This window comes from Microbulbifer zhoushanensis (genome assembly GCF_021729055.1).
GTDB classification, from domain to species: domain Bacteria; phylum Pseudomonadota; class Gammaproteobacteria; order Pseudomonadales; family Cellvibrionaceae; genus Microbulbifer; species Microbulbifer zhoushanensis.
In genome coordinates this window covers 1-22865 of sequence record NZ_JAJSAO010000004.1, presented here as the reverse complement: position 1 = coordinate 22865, position 22865 = coordinate 1, and the positions used below count along the sequence as shown (strand labels likewise).

Genomic DNA, 22865 nt, shown 5'->3' with positions numbered 1-22865 from the left:
TCATGGAACGCCAGATGGATACCCGGATGGAAAGCCTGGAAGCAGTAGCGCCGGAAGCGCAGCGCACACAACAAGACGCACTGACAAAGCTGATTCCCGAGTTCAACCATCAGCTTAAGGACATCGCCCGCTGGTGGCGGGACCATTCGCTGGACGAAGCGCATGGAGGATTTCTCGGCGAAGTCAGCGTGTACAACATCCCCCATACGCAGGCGGACAAGGGTGTGGTGCTGAATGCGCGCATCCTGTGGTTCTTCAGCGAACTGGGTTTGCACCGTCGCGCGCAGGGTGAATCCGATGTGGAAGCAATCGCGCTGGCCCAGCGCGCTTTTGATTACTTTGTTCAGTATTTCGATGATGCCGAATACGGCGGTGCCTTCTGGTCGCTGGATTATCGCGGCCAAGTGCGCGAGGCGAAAAAACAGACCTATGCTCAGGCATTTTGTATTTACGGTTTTGCCAGCTTTTATCGATTGACCGGCAATACGCAGGCACTGGACAAGGCGCAGGCGTATTTCCGCAAGATCGAAGCCCACTGTGTGGATCGCTCGCTCGGTGGTTATGTGGAAGCAGTAGCCCACGACTGGAGCCCGGTTTCCGATTTCCGCCTGAGCGAAAAAGATCTCAACGCACCGAAAACCATGAACAACCACCTGCACGTGCTGGAGGCCTATACCGGCCTCTATCGCGCGCTACCCACAGAAGAGGTGGCTACGGCGCTGCGCGCAAGTATCGAGTGGTTCTGTGAATACATCGTCAACGAAGAAAATGGACATCTGCGCCTGTTTCTGGATATGGAATGGCGAGATGTTTCCGGTGGTTATTCCTACGGACACGATATCGAAGGCAGCTGGCTGCTGGAGGAAGCACTGGAAGTGCTCGGTGATCACGGGTTAGAGGCCCGTTACATGCCGCTGGTACGCGCACTGGGCGAATCCTGTTTGCGTGAGGGCATTGGCGAGCGAGGCCAGGTGCTGGATCACTTTGATTTCAAAACCCACGCACGCCAGTTGGACTCCGAATGGTGGGTGCAGGCAGAAGCTCTGGTGGGATTCCTGAACATGTGGGAAGTTACCGGTAGCGATGACTACGCCCGAGCGTTTAATGCTGTGTGGAAGTACGTGAAGTCCTTCCAGATTGATCACGACGATGGTGAATGGCTGTACCACGCCTCGCTGTACCGCGCGAGCAAGGGCGATCAACGCTACAAGCTTGGATTCTGGAAAGGTCCCTATCACAACGGGCGCGCCATGATGGAAGTGAGTCAGCGCCTCGCACGTTTGGTTCAGCAGGAATCCGATGAAAAAATACAGGAGGAGGCTGTTCGTGAAACCGTTGCATAGTCTCATAGCTACGCTTCTGACCGCTTTGACGGTGAGTGGCTGTGAAAAATCCGTCAGCGATCCGTTGCCCGAGCACTGTCAGGTTCCTGAATTGCCTGGCGGTTCCGAACAGGTCGAAGCGTTTACCGGCTTCGAACATTTTATCCGTCGCGATGGAATCCAGTTGCTGGATGGCGACAAGCCGGTGCGTTTTATCGGCCTGCACGCCACCGAACTGCATCGCATTGAAGACGATGTAGCCTCAAAGGGCAGTACCATCGGCAAGTCCGATCACTTCCGCTGGCCTACGGCGCGCGAGCAGGTCAACTGGATCAAGGCACTGGTGTACAGCGGCCACAGTATTACGCGGATCTACACCCTCTCGGTGGACGATATCGAACTGCCACGGGATGTGCGTGCAAATATGCCGGCACATATCGTCAAAAACCCACAGACCGGGTCTATCGAACTGGATGAATCCGCAATGCAGGTTTATGACCGCATGGTGTATTTGGCAGATAAGTACGGCTTGCGTCTGATTGTGCCCGTCATCGACCACTGGAGCTGGTGGGGTGGTAAGCATGAACTGGCCAATATGGTTGGTGAGAGTGATGGTGATACCAAGGAAGACGGCCCGCTGTATGACGTAAACAGCAAAACCTTTGCGGCCTACGCCTCCATTATTGAAGAGCTACTGACCCGTCAGAATAGCTGCACCGGGCGTGAATACCGCGAAGAAAAGGCCATTATGGCCTGGGAAACCGGTAATGAACTACGCGGCACCAATAAGGAATTTCTCGCGCAGACCGCCGCCTTGTTCAAGCGTCTCGCACCGAATCAGTTGGTGGTTGATGGCGATCAGCAGGCGGACTACACCCATCCACCGGGATCTGCGGATATCGAAAGCGGAGAATTTCTCGGCTTACTCGACCCTAACGTGGATCTGCAGTCCAACCATTTTTACGGCGGTTATATGTCGCCGGAGGTAGTGCGCAAACAGGCCGCACTGGCGCGAAAGTTCAACAAGCCTTTATTTATCGGCGAATACGGATTACAGCCTATTGAAACCATCCGCGCGGTTACGGATGCCTGGGTCAATGAGCCCGCTGTGGCCGGTGCCCTTGTGTGGGGGTATCGCGGACATCGTGAGGCGGGAGGTTTTTACTGGCACTACGAGTCCGATGGGCATATGAGTTATCACCTGCCAGGATTTACAGTGAACGATGGCAATAACGAGCTCGCCGTTATCGAAATGATCCGTGAGGCACAGGCGAAGCTCTCTTTCAGTGAACGGGCGAAAAAATTTTCCACTTCCTGGCCAGTACCCCAGGCACCACTGCTACACCCTATCTCCGAAACTGGTGAAGTCAATTGGATGGGTGCTCCCACCGGTCGCTATTACCGGCTTTATGTATCGGAAGACGATGGTGAAGACTGGACGTTACTCGCAGACAAGCTGGTCGATGCAGAAAATGGCTGGGATCCGGAAACCATGGATCTTTACACCATAACGGCGAGCCTGGAAAGCTCAGAGCTTAAGGCGGATTCCGCTGCGAAAGTGCGCTGCAAACTCTATCGGCTGACAGCGGTCAATGGGGCCGGCGAATCGGAGCCATCCAATTCACAGTCCTATTGTACGCCCGACTAATGAACTGTATCTGCACTAAATTACGCAAAGTCTCATTGCATTATAGTAAATTGCCTCGTCAACCTCATTGGTTGCCGCTGTTGAGGAAACTCGCAGCGGCTTTTTTATTTTCGGAATAGGGATTAGGGGAAGTGGTGACCGATGATGAAGTGTGGCCCGGCACTATAGACTAAGTTATAGCTTACTGCTTTAGGTTGTCCGAGTGGCGGCGGATGATAGCCAGCGTGCTGGTGTCCGTATCGAATACCGAGTTCAGGCCCTGGGGTTCCTGGGGAGGGTCCCCCAGAAAATCACTGCCTGGCTGCCACCGATATTCCGGGTTGTCGGTGCGGCCATAGCCGCTGAACGTCCAGAAGTTCGATCCTACCAATGGGCCACCGGTACTGCTGCTCTTCTCGATTCTCTGATAAATAAATTCCAGGAAGCGATCCCGGTAATTGGTGTCGGCATTTGGTGAAAAGCTGCCACCGTCCCGCTCAACGCCAAACTCTTCCAGTACCAGGGGTTTTTCCTGTTGCTGTGCAAACTCGATGTGACGGCTCAAATAGTCTGTCGCCTTGTTGACAGCAACCGGGTAGGTGTCTTCCGGATTACTGGCGTCAAACCAGCCCCAGTTCTTGATCCACAGATGCACGGTGAGATAGTCGATGGCATCGGTATCGTGGGCTTCCAGGTAGACCTGGGCCTGCTGTTGGGTGCCGGCGAGTCCTTCGCTGCCGCTACTCACGAGCTGATACGGCGCGAGCTGGTCCAGGATTGCTGCGCTCTGTTGGACCCAACGTACATAGTCCCTGGCCCGGGATGCATCGAACGATGCCCCCCCTGAGCGCGGCTCATTGGCCAGTTGCCAGGCCATGATCGTGGGGTCTTCCCGGTACAAGGTCCCGGTTATGCTATTTATTCTTTGACTCAGAGCGGCGGCGCTATCCAGATACTGTCTCTGGCATGGAGCGCAGCGATAAAAGTCAGTGGTGTTCTCGATATATTTATCCCACTTGCCGCTTACATCCGGGTCGTACAGAGTGGCTTCCTGGTGCCATACCAGATACTGCGACATACCACCGGACCACTGCCAGAAGTTGGTCAGGTACAGGACCGCTCTCATATCTCGCGCTTCCATTTCCGCCAGCAGGCGGTCTAGCCCCTGAAGCAGTGTTTCATTCATTTGCTCCGGCGCGGTAACAACTGCGGGCTTAACGCTGCGCGACAGACTGCTTTGCTCGGAAAGTGCCAGTACTCGCAGGTTGTCAATGCCGTGGGTCGCCATCAGGTCCAGTTCGCGGGTTAGGCGTTCGGGATCCGTCGCAGCCAAGTAGGCGCCATGCCAGTAGTTCGCACCGGTAAAACGGTAGGGGCGGTCGTCCAGTTGGAATTGTCCGTCTTGCACGTGTACAAACGCATTGGTTGGCACATGAGCAGTATCTGTGGTCGCCTTTGCTTGTTGCTGGTCGCAGCCGGTAACTGCTGTCGCCACGGCTAGTGCAATGGTCGTTATTGTTTTCACTACGGATGGAACTCTCTCATCGGTTTTTTGGGTTGTTGTCAACCGACATGTTTCTCGTACTACGATAGCGGTTCAAAAGGCGGTTGGTACTGCTATCAAAAGCGTCGCAGGCGTTCTCGTTGGAAAGGTGGGGGACCAGGGCGGCGCATATCTGCTTCCCCAGCTCTACTCCCCACTGGTCGAATGCGTTGATGTTCTGGAGAACGCTCTGTACAAATACTTTGTGCTCATACAGTGCGATCAGTGCACCCAGGGATGCCGGTGTCAGCGCATCCATGGTGAGGGTATTGCTGGGGCGGTTACCGGGCATGGTTTTGTGCGGTGCCAGTGCTGACGCGGCGGTCTCTTCCATCCCCGCCTCGAGTAGTTCGGCGATCGCCTGCTCAAGTGATTTGCCCACCATTAGCGCACGGCTTTGCCCCAGGCAGTTGGCCACCAGCAGATCCTGGTGGTTGCCGAGGAGGTTGTGGGAGCACAACGGCAGTATGAAATCCACCGGAATCAGCAGATTGCCCTGGTGTAGAAGTTGGTGAAATGAATGTTGACCGTTGGTGCCTTCGGCTCCCCATATGATGGGAGACGTGGGCTGGTGTAGAAACTCACCCTGCAGTGAAGTAGATTTTCCATTGCTCTCCATATCCAGCTGTTGCACGTAACCGGGAAAGTCCCCCAGATAGTGATCGTAGGGCAGTAGTGCCTGGGTATCCGCGCCCCAGAAACGCTGATACCAGAAGCTTAACAACGCCAGAATAACCGGCATGTTCTCTTCCAGCGGAGCCTGTTGAAAATGCTGGTCCATTGCCGCTGCTCCCCGGTGAAACTCGGTGAACTGCTCGTAACCGACCGCCAGCGCGAGGGGCAGGCCGATGGCTGACCAGATAGAATAACGGCCGCCAACCCAGTCCCACATCGGGAAAGTGTGTGTGGAAAGGATGCCAAATTGCGCAATCCTGTCGGTGGCGGTGCTAATGGCGGCAAAGTGCTGTCCGATGGCATCGAGACGCCCGGTCTTCTCCATCAGCCAGTCGCGCGCTGTGTACGCGTTGGCAAGCGTCTCTTGGGTGGTGAAGGTTTTGGAGGCGACGATAAACAGGGTAGTTTCAGGGTCAGCGTTGCGCAGTTTTTCCGAAATATCGCTGGCGTCCACATTGGAGACAAACTGAACCTCCAGATCTCGCTTCGCATAGGGTTTCAGTGAGCGACAGGCCATGGCAGGGCCCAGGTGTGAACCACCAATGCCGATATTTATCACGGTACGGAAGGGCTTTTCCGTGACGCCGGTAATGCTACCTCTATGCACGCCATCGACAAACTGTTGCATGCGCGCGAGGGTCTCGTCGACCTGAGCGCGCAGGGATTCCTGCCCCGGTATCGCCCCGCGCAGGAGCGGGTGCAGCACCTGGCGCTGCTCGGTGGTGTTGATCGGGTCTCCACGAAACAGCGCGTCTCTACGCGCTTCCAGCTCGTGGGCTCGGGCAAGTGCAAAGAGAGCCGCCATTGCGCCCTGATCGATCCTATTTTTTGAGAAGTCCAAATACAGCCCCGCAGCCTGTATTTGCAGTGCCCGCCCGCGATCAGGGTCGAGCTCGAACAGGGTTGTCATCGCTGTGTCTGAGAGTCGCTTTTTTTCTGCACTCAGCTGTTGCATTAGAGTGGCTGTTTCTGGAATGCTCACGATTACCTCGGTCTGTATCATCTGGAACTTATTCCCCGGCACTTCTGATGCCTTCAGAGGGGGGCAGCATGCTATTCAACCACACTGTGTAACCGGTTACATCTTTTGGCGTCAATTTTTGCCTTTTATTGGCGCAAGGGAGGAAAAAGTTTGCACTCGGGTGGTGCTTGTAATATCTTGAAGTGGAACCGGTTACATCAACTTGAGCTGGATGATCAAATTGTCACGTTTTTTGTGTAACCGGTTACATTGCGAGCTTGTCCCTGTCGCAATGACGGCGAGGCGAAGTGGTCGTTCGCCCTGGCCGCGCCCCCGTGGCGCGCAGTCACTACACGATAATAATTGAGGGAAAACAAAATGCTGGCAAAAGAACTGCCGTTTGCTCAAGCGATTCTGGCTACAAGCGTTGCGGCCTATGGGCTGTTGGGTGCTCAGTTTGTGTTCGCACAGGAAGGGTCCGGTTTAATTGAAGAAGTGGTGGTGGAGGGGATTCGACTGTCTCAGGAAACTGCGATTAATACCAAGCGCAACGCCACTTCCATCATGGATTCAATCGTGGCGGAGGACATCGGCAAGCTGCCGGATGTCACCATCTCCGACTCGCTGCAGCGTATCACTGGTGTTCAGGTTCGCCGCTCGGCCGGTGAGGGTGGGGCGATCAACGTGCGTGGCATGCCTCAGGTAATGACCACGCTGAATGGCGAGTCCTACCTCGGAGCCGGCTCGGTAACCACGGTACAGCCGAATTTCAATGATGTCCCAGCGCCGCTATTTGCCGGTGCGGATGTGTACAAATCGCCGACCGCCTCAAAACTCTCCGGTGGTATCACCGGTATGGTGAATCTGCGTACCCATCGCCCGATGGATTTTGACAGTGGAACCACCACATCTTTTTCTGCCGAAGGGCAGACTGGCCGTGACTCCAGCGAAACTGACAGCTCGATGTCAGGGCTGTTTGCGTGGAATAACGATCAGGTTGGGGTGCTGTTGTCCGCATCCGTCGCCAATGTAAACCTGGCGAACTACTACAACGGTATGGCCGGTGGCGGTTCCGATGCGGGCTGGTCCGGTATGCCTCCCGAAGCGGGCAGTGAAACGGACAACTGGAATTATAAAGGTACTGATGTGAATGGCGACGGCGACATCGATGATCGCTTTGTCGCTTATCAGGGGCACACCGCCTACAACCAGTTTGCCGAGCGTGAGCGTTTTGGTCTTAACGGTTCCTTCCAGGCTGACCTCGGGAATGGTTTTGGTCTGGCTGCCGACTTCTTCTTCACCGATATGGATGAAAAAGACCGCCGCGCAGGTATTGCCATTTCTGACAAGTGGCAGCAGTGGGGTTGGGCCGCACCACTTGAGTCCAGAGAAGGTGCCGATGGCATCCAGGCCACACAGGTTTATCAGGCAGATGGGCGCCGCCTTAAGTCCTACTCCGAGGTAAAAGGAACGGTTTCCGAGTCTAGCAATATCAACATTGAACTCAATTACGACAACGGTGGTGCCTTTACCGGCGGCGCCCGACTGGTCCATGGGCGAGCAGAGCAGAGCAACCTCAATAGCTACATGGACATTGACATGGCGGATGGCAGTCAGTGGGGTGTGCAGTTCCCGAATTACCCGGGTGGGGCTCAGGCCAGTAACCCAGGCGGTTACTCCGACCCATTCCAGAGCATTGTGGTGGATTACCGCGGCGACGCACCGCGCTGGAGCGGTGTGCCAGATCTGGTGAGAAACCTGGATAGCTACGCGGTAGGCGCCCTGTCTTCAGAAAATAACTACGAGCGCGATGGGGAAATGACCGTTGCGCGGTTTGATGGTTCCTTCAACTTTGATGATGCCGGTTTCCTCCAGTCAGTGGACGGTGGTGTGCGCTACTCCGATCGGGATGCCGAAAACGAGCAATATCACCTGTTGGCGCCGATTGGCGATAATGGCTGCCTGGTGCGCTGGAAGGCAACCGACGTGGTAATGAGTGACAGCTCCTGCTCCTTCGGTGATGGCAACGGTACTTTCTATACGGCAGGTGTGCCGATTCCGCTCTCCTCCTTTGGTGGAGATGTTCAGTGGGTGACCGATTTTGGCGGTGCTACCGGTATCCCGGGGGTCTACGCGCTGAGTCCGGAAGCCATGGAAAATGTAGTGGCTTTCCATAACTCGCTATATCCGAACAATGAGCGTGGCATCATCCCGGGACAGTCCTACGCTGTGAACCTGCAGGAAACCTCCGCATATGTTCAGGCAAATTTTGCCGCAGAAGTAGGCGTGCCGGTAACCGGTAACTTTGGTCTGCGTGTAGTAGAAACCGACTTGGAAGTTGGTCAGCGTATTGTGGGCAATTCGCGGGGCTACGGTGCCCCGGAAGTGGATGATGGTGAGTTTGTTACCAGTCGTTCCTACACGGATGTATTGCCCTCTCTAAATCTTGCGTTCGATCTGCGTGAAGATGTCAAACTGCGCGCCGCCTACGCCAAAACCATGTCCCCGTTGAATCTGGAGCAGTGGGGCGGTGGTCTTTCCCCGACCTACGCCATCAATTCGGATACTGGTGTATTTGAGGTTATTTCTGCCAGCTCTAACGGCAACCCGGATCTGGATCCGTGGCGTGCGGATAACTTCGACCTTTCGCTCGAGTACTACATCGGCTCTGGAATGGTTAGTGCCGGTTTATTCCTTGTCGACATTGAGAGTTTCATCGAGCGTGGCTCTGTGTCCATGGACCTTCCCGATCAGGATGGCGTAGTGCGCCGCAGTACCGATGTTCAGACCAATGTGCAGGGTGATGGTGGTGAACTCTCGGGTCTTGAGCTTTCCTTCAAGCAGGCATTCCACTTCCTGCCCGGTGTCTGGAGTAACTTTGGTGTGGATGCGAACTACACCTACTCGCCGAGTGATTCAGGCAATAAGGATATTGACGGTGAAGATCTTCCATTCGCCGACAATTCCGAGCGACTGGCTAACTTCGTGGGCTGGTACGAGGGGGAACGTCTGCAAGCTCGCTTGGCATACAACTATCGCAGCGAGCGAGTGGTGGCATTCAATCAGGTGTGGGGTACTGAAGGCCTGACACTGATGCAAGCCCCCACTGCTTATGTGGATGCCTCCGTCAGTTACGATATCAATGACGATGTCACTGTTTATCTAAATGGCTCCAATCTCACAGGAGAAACGGAGGAATATTACCTCCAGTGGGAAGATCAGAAGGCTTGGAGCAATGCCTATGAGCCGCGGTATACACTGGGTGTTCGCGCCAAGTTCTGATCGATGTGCTAGGGCTGGCTGCGTTTGAGCGGCGTGGGCAGTCCTCAGGGCCACACCTGGTGTGGCCCTGTCTCTCCCTTTCGAAGTCGTTGGACTCTCGTTATTGGCCTCCGGTTATCCGGAGGCATTTTTGAAGAATTATTCTAATAATAATTTCAGGGCTATAGGTTTTCAGGTTTAGGAAGCCGGACCTCTTTGACGCTCTGTTCTATGAATAAGAAATAGGGCCTGTAATACAGCAGCGTTTAATTTCGTATCAAATAAATTTTCGTGTCACCGATTTCTTTTCTTGTGCGCATTCCTGTGCAGAGGGCGGGTGGCCGATGCCTGAAAACAATGGTCGGGTGGGGCAATAACCGTTCCCCCGTCACATTGCGCGACGGTAGCACCGTCGCGATCCGCGATTTGCATTGTGCGAGTCGCAGAGTTGCTGGGCAGTCAGTTTTCGCTTGTGCCGCCGTTGTGCGTTCAATCGACAGTGGTCGCAGTTAACAGTCAACTCACTCTCTTGAAATGCCAATAAAAATGATGGTGAGTGAAATGATAAAAGTAAGAAATGGCCTTTCGTTGCTGATTGCGACGATGTTGGCCACACCTGTTGGTGCTCATGCCGCAGCGTGTACAGAGCCGGATTGGGATCCGGAACTCCAGTACACGGGACATGAATCTGTGACCTATGAGAGTGCCCACTTCAAGTCTAAGTGGTGGGTAAAGGGAACGCCCCCGGACCGGACGGATCAATGGGGACCTTGGGAGTTCCTCGAGGAATGTGACAACGGGGAGCCCTCTGATCCTATACCAGTAGCTTCGCCGCTATCGCGTTCTTTCAATATCAATGGTGGTAGTGACGTTGTATTCACACTGAACACGGATGGCGACACACTCCTGTCAGTAGACAACATCACACAGGCGAACACGCTTGATCAAAGTGCGTATAGTCTCAATGGCTACGATCTCACCTTTGCGGCGACTTACCTGAGTGCACTGGGCGTAGGCAACTATAGTTTCCAGCTCAATTTCGCCGCTGCTGCGCCGTTGATGGTCGACATCGACGTGGTGGATGTAACGCATCAAGTGACCACGTTGACTCCGGAAGATGCGGTGCTCACGTATGATTCCGTGCTTACCAATGGCCAGATCGAGCTCAAAAAGGGCGAGGCCCAGTGGCTCTATTATGCGCCTGTCTCTGGGGAATATGTGGTCGAGTTTGACTACACCGCTCCCTATGGTGAAAAAACCAATACCTTCTACGTCGGTGGCAATACCCAGTCGGTGATGACGCCGCAAACCGACACCATTCAAACCGTTTCCATCACGGCCAATATGAGCGCCGGTGATCAGGTGATTGGTGTAGACGGTAGTGAAGGTAACTGGGGGTATATCTTTCTCGATAATGTCCGGGTGTACTCGTCAGAAATTACACCGGATGATCCAACCGACCCCCCGGTTGACCCCACGATCAGCCCGGCCAGCCAGACGGTACAGGCGGGTTCCGGCAGCAGCGTGAGCTATAGCCTGGATTCAGGGTCCTACAGTTTCTCGAGTCTGAGCGTTGATGGTGCCACCCTGCAGCAGGGCACCGACTACACAGTAGGCGCGGCGAACGTGACTCTGGAAGCAGCCTATGTCAGTACGCTTGCCGCTGGCAGCTATACGGTCACAGCCAACTTTGAAGACGCCGAGCTTGGCACTAGCGCGGTATCCGCTGAGCTGCTGGTAGAAAGCGAGCCGGTGGTCATGCCTTCGCTTTCTCCCTCGAGCATTAGTGTTCAGGTCGACTCTGGTAACAGTGTTAGCTACAGCATGGACGCCGGCTCTTACAGTTTCTCCAGCTTGAATAATGGTGGAACCGTATTGCAGCAGGGTACGGATTATTCCGTCACCGCCACAAGCCTGGTTCTTGACGCGGCCTATGTCAGCACCCTGGCAGTGGGCAGCTATACCCTAACCGCCGCATTTGACGATGCCGAGCTGGGTAGTGAGTCTCTGTCTGTCCAGTTGCGCATAGACAGTGTTCCGGTTGTTATGCCATCGGTTTCTCCTTCCAGCGTCAGTGTGGAAGCGGGCTCTGGTGCCAGCGCCAGCTATAGCATTGATAGTGGCTCTTACAGCTTCTCCAGTGTGAATAATGGCGGCACGGTTCTGGTTCAGGGGTCGGATTACACCCTGAGTGGTACAACCCTGACGCTGGAGGCTGGATACATCAGCACCCTTGCGGTAGGCACTTATGCGTTGACAGCCGGCTTTAATGACGCAGATCTGGGCAGTGAGTCTGTACCCTTCGAGCTGCGGGTAGACACTCCACCAATGGTGATGCCGTCTATTTCTCCTGACAGCCAGACTGTGAATGTTTCTGCGCCCACCGCATTGAGTTTTGACCTGACTGCGGGATCTTTTGAGTTCGCGGGTGTTGAAGCAGATGGTGTCGCGCTGCAAACCGGCGACTACAGCTATAGCGCGGATGTACTTACCCTGAATGAACCCTACGTTGCCACTCTGACTGGCGGCCAGACCGTTAGCTATTCGGCACTGTTCACCAGCAGTGTACACGGCGATACCAGTGCCCAATTCTCGGTAACCGCGATGGACGCGCTCACCGGTGATTGCTTCGATCTCAGTACCATTACCCTTGAGGGTGGCGCCAAGATCGAACAAGGACGAGCTAAAATTGTCGGTAACGTCGGTAGTGCAGGTTACTGGACCGTCAGCTTGGATAAAGCAGGGGAATACCAGGTTCTGCTCACGTACAGCACAGAAGGCGGTGACAAGATCGTCTCCTATATGTTGAATGATGGTGGCAGGTCGAACATGGTGTGGCCGGATGTCTCGCCAACTAGTCCTCAGGATATGGAGTTCATCCACAACCTGGACGCTGGCGTGCATCGTATCGGCATGATCAACCGCGACGGCGACTGGGGTTGGGCGAGCCTGCACAACCTGTGTGTTAACTTCCGTGGCAGCCTCGACATTACAAGCCCGCAGTCGTTTGATAGCTTGACCAGTGGTTCTGATATCGTTGTGGACTTTAGCAAGGATGCCAGTGGGGACCTGACCTATTCAGTTAATGGTGGCAGCACCCAAGCCTATAGCGGCGCAAGCCCGCTGGTAATTCCCACCACGGGTGATGGCATTTATGACCTGAAGTTCGGTGTCGCCGGAACCAGTCTCACGGAAACTATGCGAGTACAGGTGGGTGAAGCGCCCGGTCCATTCTATGTCGATACCCTGGGTTCACAGTTTGTGCTGGGCAACAAGCCGTTCTATTTCAATGGCTCCAACCAGTACTACCTGATGTACAAGCCGGAACCCATGGCGGAGGACTTTTTCAAGCGCGCCAACTTCCTGGGTATGACCTCGGTCCGGACCTGGATGTTCTGCAACGACACCAAAACCCATGATGGTGTTTGTATCAACATGGAATCCGGTGGTGAGTTCCTGCTGACCAAAGCGAACCGTACCGCAGAAGAGCAGACTATCGTCGATCGCAGTTTTGAGCTGTTCGACAACTATGTCGCTCTGGCGCATCAATACGACATCAAGCTGGTGCTCTCTCTGGCGGATCACTGGGACTACTTCGGCAACCTGGACTCCTATGGTGCCCCGCATTACTCCACGCCGTCATCGGTGGAGAAGTTCAAGGCCTTTATTACTGAGCTGTTGCAGCATCACAACCCGCTCACTGGTTACACATACGCTGAAGATCCTGCGATCATGATGTGGGAGCTGGCGAATGAGCCGCGCTGTTCCAGTGGCTGTGATGCCGAGATCTTCAAGGCATGGGCGAGTGATGTTTCCAGCCTGCTGAAGACGCTAGCACCTAATCACCTGGTGTCCATCGGCGCGGAGTCTTCGTTCGGCCACAATGGTACCGGGGATGACTTCAAATTTATCCAGTACGTCAATGACTTGCCCACCATCGATGCGATCAGCGCGCACCTGTACCCGACCTGGTGGAATATGTCAGATGCAGAAACCCTGGCCAATATCGACCAGCTTGCGGAAGTAGGGCGCGTACTTAACAAGCCGACCTACATCGGCGAGTTCAGCTGGCCTGTCGCATCTGAGGCGAGCGTTGCGGAAGACTTGCAGACCCGTTACCAGAAGTTTGTTGACTGGTATGCGAGGGCCGAGGAAAACAAGGATTCCATTGGCGGTATGCACGCCTGGCAGCTCTCCGGCCTGGAGTGGGGCAATGGCGAGACGCCGCTGGATGCGTGTCAGTGGTGCGCTGGTCCCTATGGTGAGCCAACCGGCGGCTGGACGGCCAATAACGACGGCTTCCAGATGTACTGTGCAATGACACCGGAAGAGCAGCTGCTCACTGAAACTGGTGCCCCGGGTGCGAACAAGGAGGGTAATATTATCCATATTGACCTGCATAAGCCCGTGTGTGACTTGCTGATTGATCGCTCTGCTTACTACGAGTCGCTGAATCAGTAACGACACCCGGTCGAATAACCGGTCAAAAATGGGGCCGCAGCGGATGGATTCGCTGCGGCTTTTTTTATGGGCTTCCAGTGCGGGTGCAGGTACTTCACGGGGGGAGCTCTTTTCAGGCTATATAGCCTCTGCCGGGTCGTATCCTTCGGATACGGTTGTCGAAATTGGGAGATAGACATGTTGGCAACCAACAATGGGGCTATAAACAGATGGAGACAGTCGCGGTCACTTAATCCGCACGAAACCACCTGAAGCTCGTTTTGGCGCCGGGTGTTGCCAATGGTTCTGTAGCTGACTTCTTTCGCTGGTGCAGGTTACGCCCCTACTGGTCCGGGAGCCCTCCTCAGGCTGCGTGCAGTGAGGCAACTGTATCCCATTCATAGCCATTGCCGCTCTCGACCGGAGCATCCTGGCATGCGGATACCTATTCGTCCATTTCGGCGTGCTGTTGGCGTTAGTCGTACTTGTTACAGCACTCTGCGGTTTGGCTCTTTGACGACCAGGAGTTCTCCGTCCGGTCCCCGTGGCGAATTAATGAACAGTCGTCGCTTCAACAGTGAGCGGGAGCTTTCGCTGCTGAGCTGCGCCCACCTGAAGACCAGCGAGAATGCCCGGGTGGTGGTGGGCGGCATGGGCATGGGCTACACCCTGGCCGCCGCCCTGGAGGTACTGCCGCCCAGCGCCGAGGTGATCGTCGCCGACCTGATCCCCGAGGTGGTGGAGTGGAACCGCGGCCCCCTGGGCGACTGTGCCGGCCGGCCCCTGGATGACAGCCGCACCAGGGTGCATATCGGCGATGTGCGAGAGCTGCTGGAGAGGGATGACAGTGAATACGATGCGGTGTTGCTGGATGTGGACAACGGCCCCGAGGGGCTGACCCAGAGCGACAACAACTGGCTGTACTCCCTTGAGGGCACCAGCTGTATCTACGAGAGCCTGACTGCGGGCGGCATGCTGGCAGTATGGTCGGCGGGGCCTGACAGCATGTATGTCAACCGGTTGAAGAAGGCCGGCTTCAGGGTCGAGGTCAAGACCGTGCGCGAGCGCCCCGGGAAGGGGGCGCGGCATACCATTTTTCTGGCAAAGAAAACGACCGCGTAATATGCAAGAGGCGATGGAACTGAAGAATACTCGTGTGGGATTGCCTGGTTGCTTCAGCGTCAGGACTTTTATCTACCAATAGCAGGGTCATCCAGTATTCTTCGTTGGTTGATGCGGGTTCCGTAATGTCGCCATCCCTGGATTGATCCTCGATACAGGCTTCTCACTCCCGCAGCAACTTTCTGATTTGGCGTGGTAGTCACTGACCAGGCCGCCAGTCGTTTCTATATGGCAGCAGGCCGACAGTCTTCTCTTGAGCATGCCACGCGCACGGCTGGCCCGGCTTTTGATTGCGGAGACTGAGACCTGCATTCTCGCGGCGATCGCAGGCATCGTCTCACCTTCTATATCGCTTGCCAGAATAGTCTCCCGGTATAAGGGGGGGAGCTGGGCAACGAATGACATCATGCACTCTGACAGCTCCGCGTGCAGGCTGATATCCTCCTGTTCCAGGTCGGGATAACCCTCCTTGAGCTCCTGCATGTTCTCGCCCCGACTGCGGTAGTAATCCGCCACCGCAGAGCGGGCAGCGGCGTAGAGCCAGCCCACCAGGTTGTTTATCTCCCTGCCATCCCGGTCTGCGGCCAGGGCCTTGACAAGCAGGTCTTGAAGCAGGTCCTCCACCGGCGCATGATCGGGCAGGCGCCGGCGAAGATAGCGACTCAGGCTGTGACGCAGCCCTGAAGAGGCCACGTCTGCAGTTTCCATGGGCTGTTGCGGCATCAAGGTAAACCTCGCCTACAGCACTCTGCCTCGCCTGTGCCCGCCTCATTGGGAAGGCAGCAGTCAACGTGGCCGTCTGCACTATCTCCCGTGGCGCTTAACGGGATACAGCAGGCTTCCTTCTGGGGGGCGGTGCTTTCAGTAAAAGTCTCGAGATCAGCCATGGTGTAGAAGTGCTCCCAGGCAATCCCCTGGGGGTCAAACGTCCAATGTTTCTCGCTCCGTGCATAGCAGCAGGCCGTGTCGCCCTGATCGACAGCCGAAAAGCCAGAAGCGGAATCGGCGAGGGCCCTGAGTTCCGACAGTTCCTCGGTGGAGTCGGCCTGTATACCGAAGTGGTTGATACCAATGGCATGGCCTCGGGAAGACAAAGCGAAGCTAAGTGGCGGGTCCTCCAGCATCCACTTGGCGTAATCCGGTTTCTCTTTGTCCGGGGCCTGTCCAAATAACTTGCTGTAGAAAGTAATATTTCCGGCGAGATTATTGACCGCGATGTGCACGTGAAAACGCTTCATTTCCTGATCCTGTCAAAATTGAAGATAGCAATGCATCCTCTGCGATGCAGCCTTATAGACGGGAGATCTGGAAAAGGTCGCAAAATTCCAGGCTGAGGGGTCTATATTTGCGCCGGCGGGACTGCCTATCCCGGAATTTCCTGCATGGCGTGGGTGACGCCGGCCCCCGCCCTCCAGCCAGCAGGGTCGGGCAATTTCACCGGTCGTTTGGCCCCATGGCGGTGTGAGCCAGACCGTTATCGACCCTGGCTGCAATCATGTGATGGCGCGGCAAGCCGCTGAACAAATTGAGTCGCGTAACGCAAGCGTGATTTACCCCGCGCTCAGATTTCCGGTTGTTGTTTTGTACGGGAGGCGAAGCGCTCCGCCTCGCTGAGCAGTTGCCCTATTGCCGAGGACCCGTAAATTTCGCCGTTGAACAGGACGGTATGGATGTGGCGGGTGTTGGTAATGCTCTCCAGCGGGTTTGCCTCGAGCAGCACCAGGTCTGCGTATTTGCCTGCCTCTACAGTACCCAATTCACTGGAACGGCCGAAGTAGGCGGCCGGGTTGAGGGTGGCCGCGCGCAGTGCTTCCGCCGGCGACAGTCCCGCATCTGCCAACAGTGCCAGCTCTTCGTGCAAGCTGGACCCGGGGTATATCCCCCACCAGTTGGCATCGGTCCCGGCCAGTATGCCCACACCTGCCGCCTGCATCTCGTCAGTAACTCTTGCCAGTGCCGCCTGGAGCCATGCGGAGTCCGGCGATTCACCGAAGAAAGCCAGTTCCCACGCCTGCCAGTCTTTCCATTCCTCCAGGAGGGGAGCGGCGATATAGCGGTTATCAGGGTTGGCGGGCCAGGAGTGGACCCGCTCATGCCTGTACAGCACCAGGGTCGGCACATGCCAGGTCCCTTGCTCGACAAAGGTTTTGAAGAGCTTACGGCACTGTGAGGAATCATAGCGCCGGGCCATCTCCTTCAATGCGCTGTAAGCGGTATCTCCATTCAGCTGTTGCCGCAGGCGATCGCGGATTGCCGGCGATTGGCCGGCGCACTCCTCCAGTATGCCAAAGAGGTGCTCGATCGACTTCTGGCCGGCCCGGGCCGCCTCGGACGCCGTGATCGAGCGGGGCACGTGGCCGACCAGGTCCAGTTGGTGCTCGCGGGCGGCCTCCGCCAGGGCGAAGTATACCGGCCGCGGGACAAGGTTGTGGACCTTGATCATATCCACACCGCGCCCGCCCCCCATTGCCACGAATGACCGGGCTTCCTCGGCCGTGGCGGGCCTCCATGGATCGTGCTCTTCCTGGTCAGGCGCCGAGGCACCGACGGTAAAGCTTGCCGACGACAGCCGCGGGCCCACCTGGCGGTTGGCCAGAATATCCGCCTGCCACTGCCGAATGGTCGAGATAGGGGCATCGTATCGGGCGCAGGGTTCGGGGCAGTCACCGAGCATGATGCGAATCCCGGTGACACCGTGGGCGATAAATACGGGCAGGATCGACTCTCTGCTGATGGTATCCGAGGCTGTATGGGTGTGCATGTCCCACAGCCCGGGGATCAGGTACTTTCCGCTCCCATCTATTATCTGCGCCCCGCGGGGAGTGGCTTGGCTGGATTTCTCCACCGACGCGATCTTGTCACCCTGAATAACTACATCCTTACCCGGCTCCACGATACCTCTTTCAACATTGACCACGGTAACATCGCGGATGACTACCGGTGCGGGCATTGCAACCGCACACCCCGGGGGCGCGAATAGCAGGAAAGTGCTGAGCAAGCTGTAGAAATTGGCTCTCACACTGGTTCTCCGTTTCGGTGTTTCACATCCTGCCTGTGGCAGGAAGAAATCTGGCACGATCAGATTGTGCTGGGCTGCTGCGTGTGGGTGCTACTAACTTCAGTAAGTAGGCCGTTATCCTGGATAACCTGGGCGCTTGGCCATAAAAACTGCGAAGCCCAGCCCGGGCATCCGGTTCCGGGCGTAACATTGATTCGACGATTTACTTATGGATCCTCCAGATCCTTCACTGACCTCCCTGGTATTATTGCTCCCAGCACTCTACTAACCGGGACTGGTGGACAATATCTTAACCTGGCCTCAACAGTTCTTTATATCGCCTTCCTCTAGTTAGCCTCGGCTTCGAAAAGTGATCTTCCTCTCAAATACAAGATGCTAGAAATCAGTGTCGATACAAGCGTTAATGCCAGGACAGAAATTACAACCCCTATTTTGGGTATCTCACCCTGAGGATAAAGGCCGCCTGGAATCGACGTGTGGGGCTGAGCTAGTATGATGAATGCCGCTAGAGTGCAGGAAGTAGCATGGACGATGAGGACAAAGAAAAATGCTTCCCTATTTATCCTCAGGTTTTTATGCAAGGAGTTGCAGATTGCGAAAACTACGGGCCAAAATATCGTCATCAGCGCCATGGGTACTTGTATATCGAATAATCGATCAATTGGCACCTGGCTTTGACTTTCATCAAATAAGGCGAGCGGGGTGTCGAACACTAGATAATAGACCGATCGTCCCAGTATTATCAGGGCTACACAGAGGATAAGTAGCCGTGCGTTTTTCGGTTGAAGCAAATCCTTTATATTCATTTCATTTCGTCCTTAATGACGGAGCTTCTACTCTGATGATACGGGGAACACTATTGGATAGCGTGGTGCCCCACTTTTAATCAGGGGGGGTTGGTTGCTACGTTATCAGGCTCGCTTGAGTAGCCATAGTAAAACGGTATTGTTAACAGTGAAAATACTACATTGATAACCACAGCGGTTTGAATCCCAGAAGTTAATTCTCCCTCTAGAATCTCTGCGAATACTGCGCCAAGGCATAAAACCAGGAGCGAGACAGTCATACCGTATATTAGTGATGAATTAATCGCCAATTCATTAATTTCTTTGTTGTGTGTAAGTCTGATGGTAAGAGCGATGATGCCATTAAAGAAAATGAATGGAATACTCACTGCAAGGCTAATTAAAATGATTTCCAAAGGTGATGAGGCCTGGAGTAGTTCTATATAAAAAACATATAGTGCAAAGGATGCAGGTGCTACCATCAGGACAATGATTATTGTTAAAAACGCGTAATCGCCACGGTTAAGTGATCTTAACTTCTCTTTGATGTCCATTGTGGTGCAGTGGTCGAGCAGGCCGTCTATAACGGCTGCGCTAAAGATCCTGTCAGGTAAAATTTAAGAAGAGGTGCGATACGCTAAAGATTTTGTGTCGTCTTTTCCCATGCTGATTATTGCTTCAGTCATGTTTAAGCCATGTCTTCCGTTTCGGCCATGCGGGATTTTGGGCATACGATTTTATAGTGCATGGACCATCTTTTGCCGAGGACTATCACCTCCGGATACCTTTGTAATGCCCATTCATACCGTCCTGGAAGTACTCTACTCTGGTTTGCACAATGTGGTCATGAATGCAGCGCTTGTCCGCCCGAAAAATGAACAATTTGTTGATAACGTCTAAAGGGGAGAAGACCGCAAAAGCCGTCTTGAGCAAAGGCCGGTAGAAAATGAGCGTATCAAAATCGGGGATCTTGCCCTCCATATCTCGAATGGAGATGCCGAGTATTTTCTTGCCTACTGTTTGTCCCCTTTCTAGCAGCAGTGAACTATTGATCAATAGAAAGGCGAGGTAGCCATATGTGAGCAGGAACAGCGGATACATCACCGGGTTATTCTCCGCGTATTTCGTGCCAACAAGGATGGCCACCGGTATGAAGGCGACCATAATGACAAGTCCGTCAAGAAAGGCAGCCAGCAAACGCTCGGTCCGGCCGGCAGTGCCTACTTTCGGGACCGGCACTTCTTCCGGGTGGGAGCGCTTTCTCTGTTCGATCCTGTGCAGTATCTCCCGGGCCCGTTCCGGGTAGATATCCTTGTTCACACCGGAGTAGGCTTCCTGTAGCTGCTGGAAGTTATATTTTTTGAAATCAGGACAGCTATCCATTTCCATTGCCTGTTTAGCTTTTTATTCTTAATTATTCATTATCGTACAACAGTTTTGATATCGGCTGTATATAAACATGTCCGATAAATAGTCTTATCGCCCAGAGCCAGAATGCTGGCCTGGATCGGCAAACTCTACTGTAAAGTCACGCATGTTCTTCTACCTTGGATGTGCTCGTTCGGCGCTTGGCTTTGGGTTTGGTGCGCTTCACTCGATAGGCGATCTGGTTGCCATTGCCTTCCTTTTTCGTGATTTCCAGCTTTCCTTTCAAATTCTCCAATAGCTGCGAGAACTTGGCGGCCCCGTAGGAGCGCGGGTCGAAATCCGGCATCGAGCGCTTCAGGAAGCTCCCTGCCGCAGAGGCGTTGGCCCAGCCGCTATCGTCCTGGAACTGCTCCCAGGCCTTGGTGAGTAGCGGGATCAGCTCTTCCGGATCACTCTGGCCCTTCCTGGCTGCCGGTGCTTTCGGCTTGTCCGCTGCCTTCGACTCTGCGGGCTCGTCATCGCCACCCAGGTTTTCGGTGAATATAAAGTCATCACAGGAGTTGCGGAAGGAAATAGGCGTCTTGCGTTCGCCGACGCCGAACACGAACATCTCGTCCTCGCGCAGGCGGGCGGCCAGTTTGGTGAAGTCGCTGTCACTGGAGACCAGGGCGAAGGCATCAAAGCGCTTGGAGTAGAGCAGGTCCATGGCATCGATGATCATCGAGGCATCCGTGGAGTTCTTGCCGGTGGTGTAGGCGAATTGCTGCACCGGCTGGATGGCCAGCTCGTTGAGGGATTTCTTCCAGTTCTTCAGGTTGTCGCTGGACCAGTCTCCATAAGCGCGCTTGATGACGATATGGCCGTGTGCCGAAATCTCGTCCAGGATCGCCTTGACCTTGGAATACTGGGCATTGTCCGCATCGATCAAAACAGCGATTTTCTTGTGGTCATCGAGGTCTTTCATTGCCTTCCTTGCTCCTGTTATTCCGGGCGCTCAATCAGTAGGGGTTGGTTAATGATTCCTTACCTGCCAAAATCCAACTCTGACCCCAATTATTTTTCTACTTTGAATCCATGGGTGTATCGAGTTTGGCGGAGCTGTGCACGAATTCTCCTGGCCGTGCCTGGAGTTGATTCAAGCTTCTCCATTGGCCCTGGCAATGATCTCGGGCACCAAATCAGCAGGAAACAGCGATTTGGACAAGTACTGCCGGCCGCCGGATTTGGCCACCAGAATCAGTCCCAAATCGGTTTCAATGACGCGCTCTATATCAGGCCACAATAGCGCTGTTTGCGTATGGGCTGTCTGGGTCTGGATACCGTGATCATCTACAGTTAATTGCACTTCGGCGCCCGCACCCTTGCCCCACATCTGCCGTGTCAACCACCAGGCGCGCCGGAATCGAATATGCAGCAGCTCCAGAATCGCTAAAGCGATCAATATGTAACCGGCGACCTTGGGCTGCTCTGTGAACGACAGTATGCCAGCACCGGCAGCAAACAGTAATAGCGGGAACAGGTAGTTGGGTTTGGCACCTTTACCGTGGGGCAAAGACTGGTCGAAACACTCGGCAAGGTATTCGCGGGATAGCGTAAATTGGGTATTAAACGGTTGCACGGGAGCCACGGGTTGTATTTGGTTGCCTGTCATGTCTGAAGTTATACCTTGCCCCAGGGATTGTAGAAAGGTGTTTTGGGACTTCTCCAACCCTGGTGGGCGAGGAACACAGCCGCGAGGGACGACATTCCCAGTACGCCGCCAACACCAGCTCGCTGGTGTGCCCTTGCTTGGCCTCGTCAGGAAGATCTCCAGATGCTACTGGCAGAATAAGCATACTTATATAAGCCCCAGAAATAGGGAATCATCAGAGCAGATACCACCAAATATCCGACCAGGGCTTGCACTACGCTTACCTCTTGCGCTGCAGATGCAATATCTTTGTCTAAAAGCGGCATAGCCAGCACACTAATGACAAGCAACACAAAATAGATCTGCCAGAACCTCTGTGATATGTACCTTTTTCCTCTTGCTCGGCCCCAGATCGCATATAGACCAAAGTATGTCAGAACAATTAAAGGAAGATCTTTTATAAAATCAACTGGTTGATAGGCCCCCGACAGTCCTAAGATAAGTTTATTGCCAATCCCCAGTGCAACTATCAGTAGGGTATAGATGAAAATTATCATGGAAGTTCCTTTTTTCTTGCCTAACGTCTTGGTGGGCCGGCGGTACGGAGCAGTGCCCAGTACCGGTGGGCTCAGGATCGGATTCTGGTTGCCTGTGATTCTTTTGTATGTATTTAAGAGCCCCAGGGTTAGTCACATAAGTGTGGCCAGATCAGGCTTAAGGCACGCTCTTATTCTGAGTAATCCAGTGCCAAAATGTTGATCTGACCCCAATTATTCTAAGTGAAATTCAACTTTTCCCTGCCTAGACCCAAATAGCTCATGGAGCCCTTTGATAAAATCAGTAACTTCATCGTCTTTTCCATCACGCAAATATGCAAGAAAATCTGATTGCACGCTATTGTGTTGGCCTTTCATGTCTACTGACACTCGGACTTCTTTGAACCAGTCCTCGTCGTCCGCATAACCACACATTTTAAGTTCTAGGCGTATTTCATTTTTCTGATTTATTGATGATAAATTCATGGCTACTTTTGCCTAACGCTCGCAGCACAGGCCGGAAAACCGCGTAGCGGTTTGGAGGTCCAGGCCACGAAGTGGCCGATTGTTCCTGCG

At 54.4% G+C, this 22865-nt stretch carries 16 protein-coding genes; 5 read left to right on the top strand and 11 right to left on the bottom strand.

The features are described from left to right. Positions 1-2 precede the first annotated feature (2 nt). Together LVD10_RS08815 and LVD10_RS08810 are read left to right on the top strand one after the other, a co-directional pair. Complete coding sequence (locus LVD10_RS08815) at positions 3-1343, top strand: AGE family epimerase/isomerase (protein WP_237063186.1); 1341 nt, start codon at positions 3-5, stop codon at positions 1341-1343. Then, positions 1327-2970 (top strand): beta-mannanase man5E, encoded by a 1644-nt coding sequence (locus LVD10_RS08810; RefSeq protein ID WP_237063184.1) that lies wholly within the window; start codon positions 1327-1329, stop codon positions 2968-2970. Before LVD10_RS08815 ends, LVD10_RS08810 begins: the two co-directional genes overlap by 17 nt. A 181-nt stretch (positions 2971-3151) precedes the next feature. Here the strand turns inward: LVD10_RS08810 and LVD10_RS08805 are convergent, their stop codons facing one another. After that, positions 3152-4474 (bottom strand): glycoside hydrolase 5 family protein, encoded by a 1323-nt coding sequence (locus LVD10_RS08805; protein WP_237063182.1) that lies wholly within the window; start codon positions 4472-4474, stop codon positions 3152-3154. Positions 4475-4490: 16 nt separating this feature from the next. Next, positions 4491-6170, bottom strand: coding sequence for a glucose-6-phosphate isomerase (pgi, locus tag LVD10_RS08800; protein ID WP_237063180.1), 1680 nt, complete (start codon positions 6168-6170; stop codon positions 4491-4493). A gap of 336 nt (positions 6171-6506) precedes the next feature. Between pgi and LVD10_RS08795 the strand changes: the two genes are divergently transcribed. The 3 genes from LVD10_RS08795 (at position 6507) to LVD10_RS08785 (ending at position 14951) form a co-directional block, all read left to right on the top strand. Further along, positions 6507-9410, top strand: coding sequence for a TonB-dependent receptor (locus tag LVD10_RS08795; RefSeq protein WP_237063178.1), 2904 nt, complete (start codon positions 6507-6509; stop codon positions 9408-9410). 540 nt (positions 9411-9950) lie between these two features. Next, positions 9951-13850, top strand: coding sequence for a X2-like carbohydrate binding domain-containing protein (locus tag LVD10_RS08790; protein WP_237063176.1), 3900 nt, complete (start codon positions 9951-9953; stop codon positions 13848-13850). 534 nt (positions 13851-14384) lie between these two features. Then, positions 14385-14951: a spermidine synthase family protein gene (locus LVD10_RS08785; protein WP_237063174.1), complete on the top strand. Its 567-nt coding sequence runs from the start codon at positions 14385-14387 to the stop codon at positions 14949-14951. Positions 14952-15038: 87 nt separating this feature from the next. Here the strand turns inward: LVD10_RS08785 and LVD10_RS08780 are convergent, their stop codons facing one another. From LVD10_RS08780 to LVD10_RS08740, 9 genes are all read right to left on the bottom strand, one after another. Further along, complete coding sequence (locus LVD10_RS08780; RefSeq protein ID WP_237063172.1) at positions 15039-15659, bottom strand: sigma-70 family RNA polymerase sigma factor; 621 nt, start codon at positions 15657-15659, stop codon at positions 15039-15041. Positions 15660-15673: 14 nt separating this feature from the next. Next, complete coding sequence (locus LVD10_RS08775) at positions 15674-16189, bottom strand: ArsI/CadI family heavy metal resistance metalloenzyme (protein ID WP_232941416.1); 516 nt, start codon at positions 16187-16189, stop codon at positions 15674-15676. A gap of 323 nt (positions 16190-16512) precedes the next feature. Next, positions 16513-17901: an amidohydrolase family protein gene (locus LVD10_RS08770; RefSeq protein WP_237063158.1), complete on the bottom strand. Its 1389-nt coding sequence runs from the start codon at positions 17899-17901 to the stop codon at positions 16513-16515. A 395-nt stretch (positions 17902-18296) separates the two neighbouring features. Further along, on the bottom strand, positions 18297-18776 hold the full coding sequence (locus LVD10_RS08765) for a hypothetical protein (protein WP_237063156.1): 480 nt from the start codon (positions 18774-18776) through the stop codon (positions 18297-18299). Between the two features lie 80 nt (positions 18777-18856). Further along, a complete protein-coding gene (locus LVD10_RS08760; RefSeq protein WP_237063154.1) occupies positions 18857-19309 on the bottom strand; it encodes a hypothetical protein in 453 nt (150 codons plus the stop codon). A 217-nt stretch (positions 19310-19526) separates the two neighbouring features. Continuing rightward, positions 19527-20144 carry an RDD family protein gene (locus LVD10_RS08755; RefSeq protein ID WP_237063152.1) on the bottom strand — a complete coding sequence of 206 codons (618 nt, stop codon included), beginning with the start codon at positions 20142-20144 and terminating at the stop codon, positions 19527-19529. 139 nt (positions 20145-20283) lie between these two features. After that, complete coding sequence (locus LVD10_RS08750) at positions 20284-21087, bottom strand: NYN domain-containing protein (protein ID WP_237063150.1); 804 nt, start codon at positions 21085-21087, stop codon at positions 20284-20286. 171 nt (positions 21088-21258) lie between these two features. Then, positions 21259-21774: a YcxB family protein gene (locus tag LVD10_RS08745; RefSeq protein ID WP_232941422.1), complete on the bottom strand. Its 516-nt coding sequence runs from the start codon at positions 21772-21774 to the stop codon at positions 21259-21261. Positions 21775-21920: 146 nt separating this feature from the next. Further along, positions 21921-22310 (bottom strand): hypothetical protein, encoded by a 390-nt coding sequence (locus tag LVD10_RS08740; protein WP_232941423.1) that lies wholly within the window; start codon positions 22308-22310, stop codon positions 21921-21923. Between the last annotated feature and the right edge of the window lie 555 nt (positions 22311-22865).

Bases quoted from the DNA above. Each gene is read 5' to 3' on its own strand.
- LVD10_RS08815 (WP_237063186.1), top strand. From the start codon at position 3: ATGGAACGCCAGATGGATACCCGGATGGAAAGCCTGGAAGCAGTAGCG.
- pgi (WP_237063180.1), bottom strand. From the start codon at position 6,170: ATGATACAGACCGAGGTAATCGTGAGCATTCCAGAAACAGCCACTCTA.
- LVD10_RS08795 (WP_237063178.1), top strand. From the start codon at position 6,507: ATGCTGGCAAAAGAACTGCCGTTTGCTCAAGCGATTCTGGCTACAAGC.
- LVD10_RS08790 (WP_237063176.1), top strand. From the start codon at position 9,951: ATGATAAAAGTAAGAAATGGCCTTTCGTTGCTGATTGCGACGATGTTG.
- LVD10_RS08785 (WP_237063174.1), top strand. From the start codon at position 14,385: ATGAACAGTCGTCGCTTCAACAGTGAGCGGGAGCTTTCGCTGCTGAGC.
- LVD10_RS08780 (WP_237063172.1), bottom strand. From the start codon at position 15,659: ATGGAAACTGCAGACGTGGCCTCTTCAGGGCTGCGTCACAGCCTGAGT.
- LVD10_RS08775 (WP_232941416.1), bottom strand. From the start codon at position 16,189: ATGAAGCGTTTTCACGTGCACATCGCGGTCAATAATCTCGCCGGAAAT.
- LVD10_RS08770 (WP_237063158.1), bottom strand. From the start codon at position 17,901: ATGCCCGCACCGGTAGTCATCCGCGATGTTACCGTGGTCAATGTTGAA.
- LVD10_RS08765 (WP_237063156.1), bottom strand. From the start codon at position 18,776: ATGAATATAAAGGATTTGCTTCAACCGAAAAACGCACGGCTACTTATC.
- LVD10_RS08760 (WP_237063154.1), bottom strand. From the start codon at position 19,309: ATGGACATCAAAGAGAAGTTAAGATCACTTAACCGTGGCGATTACGCG.
- LVD10_RS08755 (WP_237063152.1), bottom strand. From the start codon at position 20,144: ATGGAAATGGATAGCTGTCCTGATTTCAAAAAATATAACTTCCAGCAG.
- LVD10_RS08750 (WP_237063150.1), bottom strand. From the start codon at position 21,087: ATGAAAGACCTCGATGACCACAAGAAAATCGCTGTTTTGATCGATGCG.
- LVD10_RS08745 (WP_232941422.1), bottom strand. From the start codon at position 21,774: ATGACAGGCAACCAAATACAACCCGTGGCTCCCGTGCAACCGTTTAAT.
- LVD10_RS08740 (WP_232941423.1), bottom strand. From the start codon at position 22,310: ATGATAATTTTCATCTATACCCTACTGATAGTTGCACTGGGGATTGGC.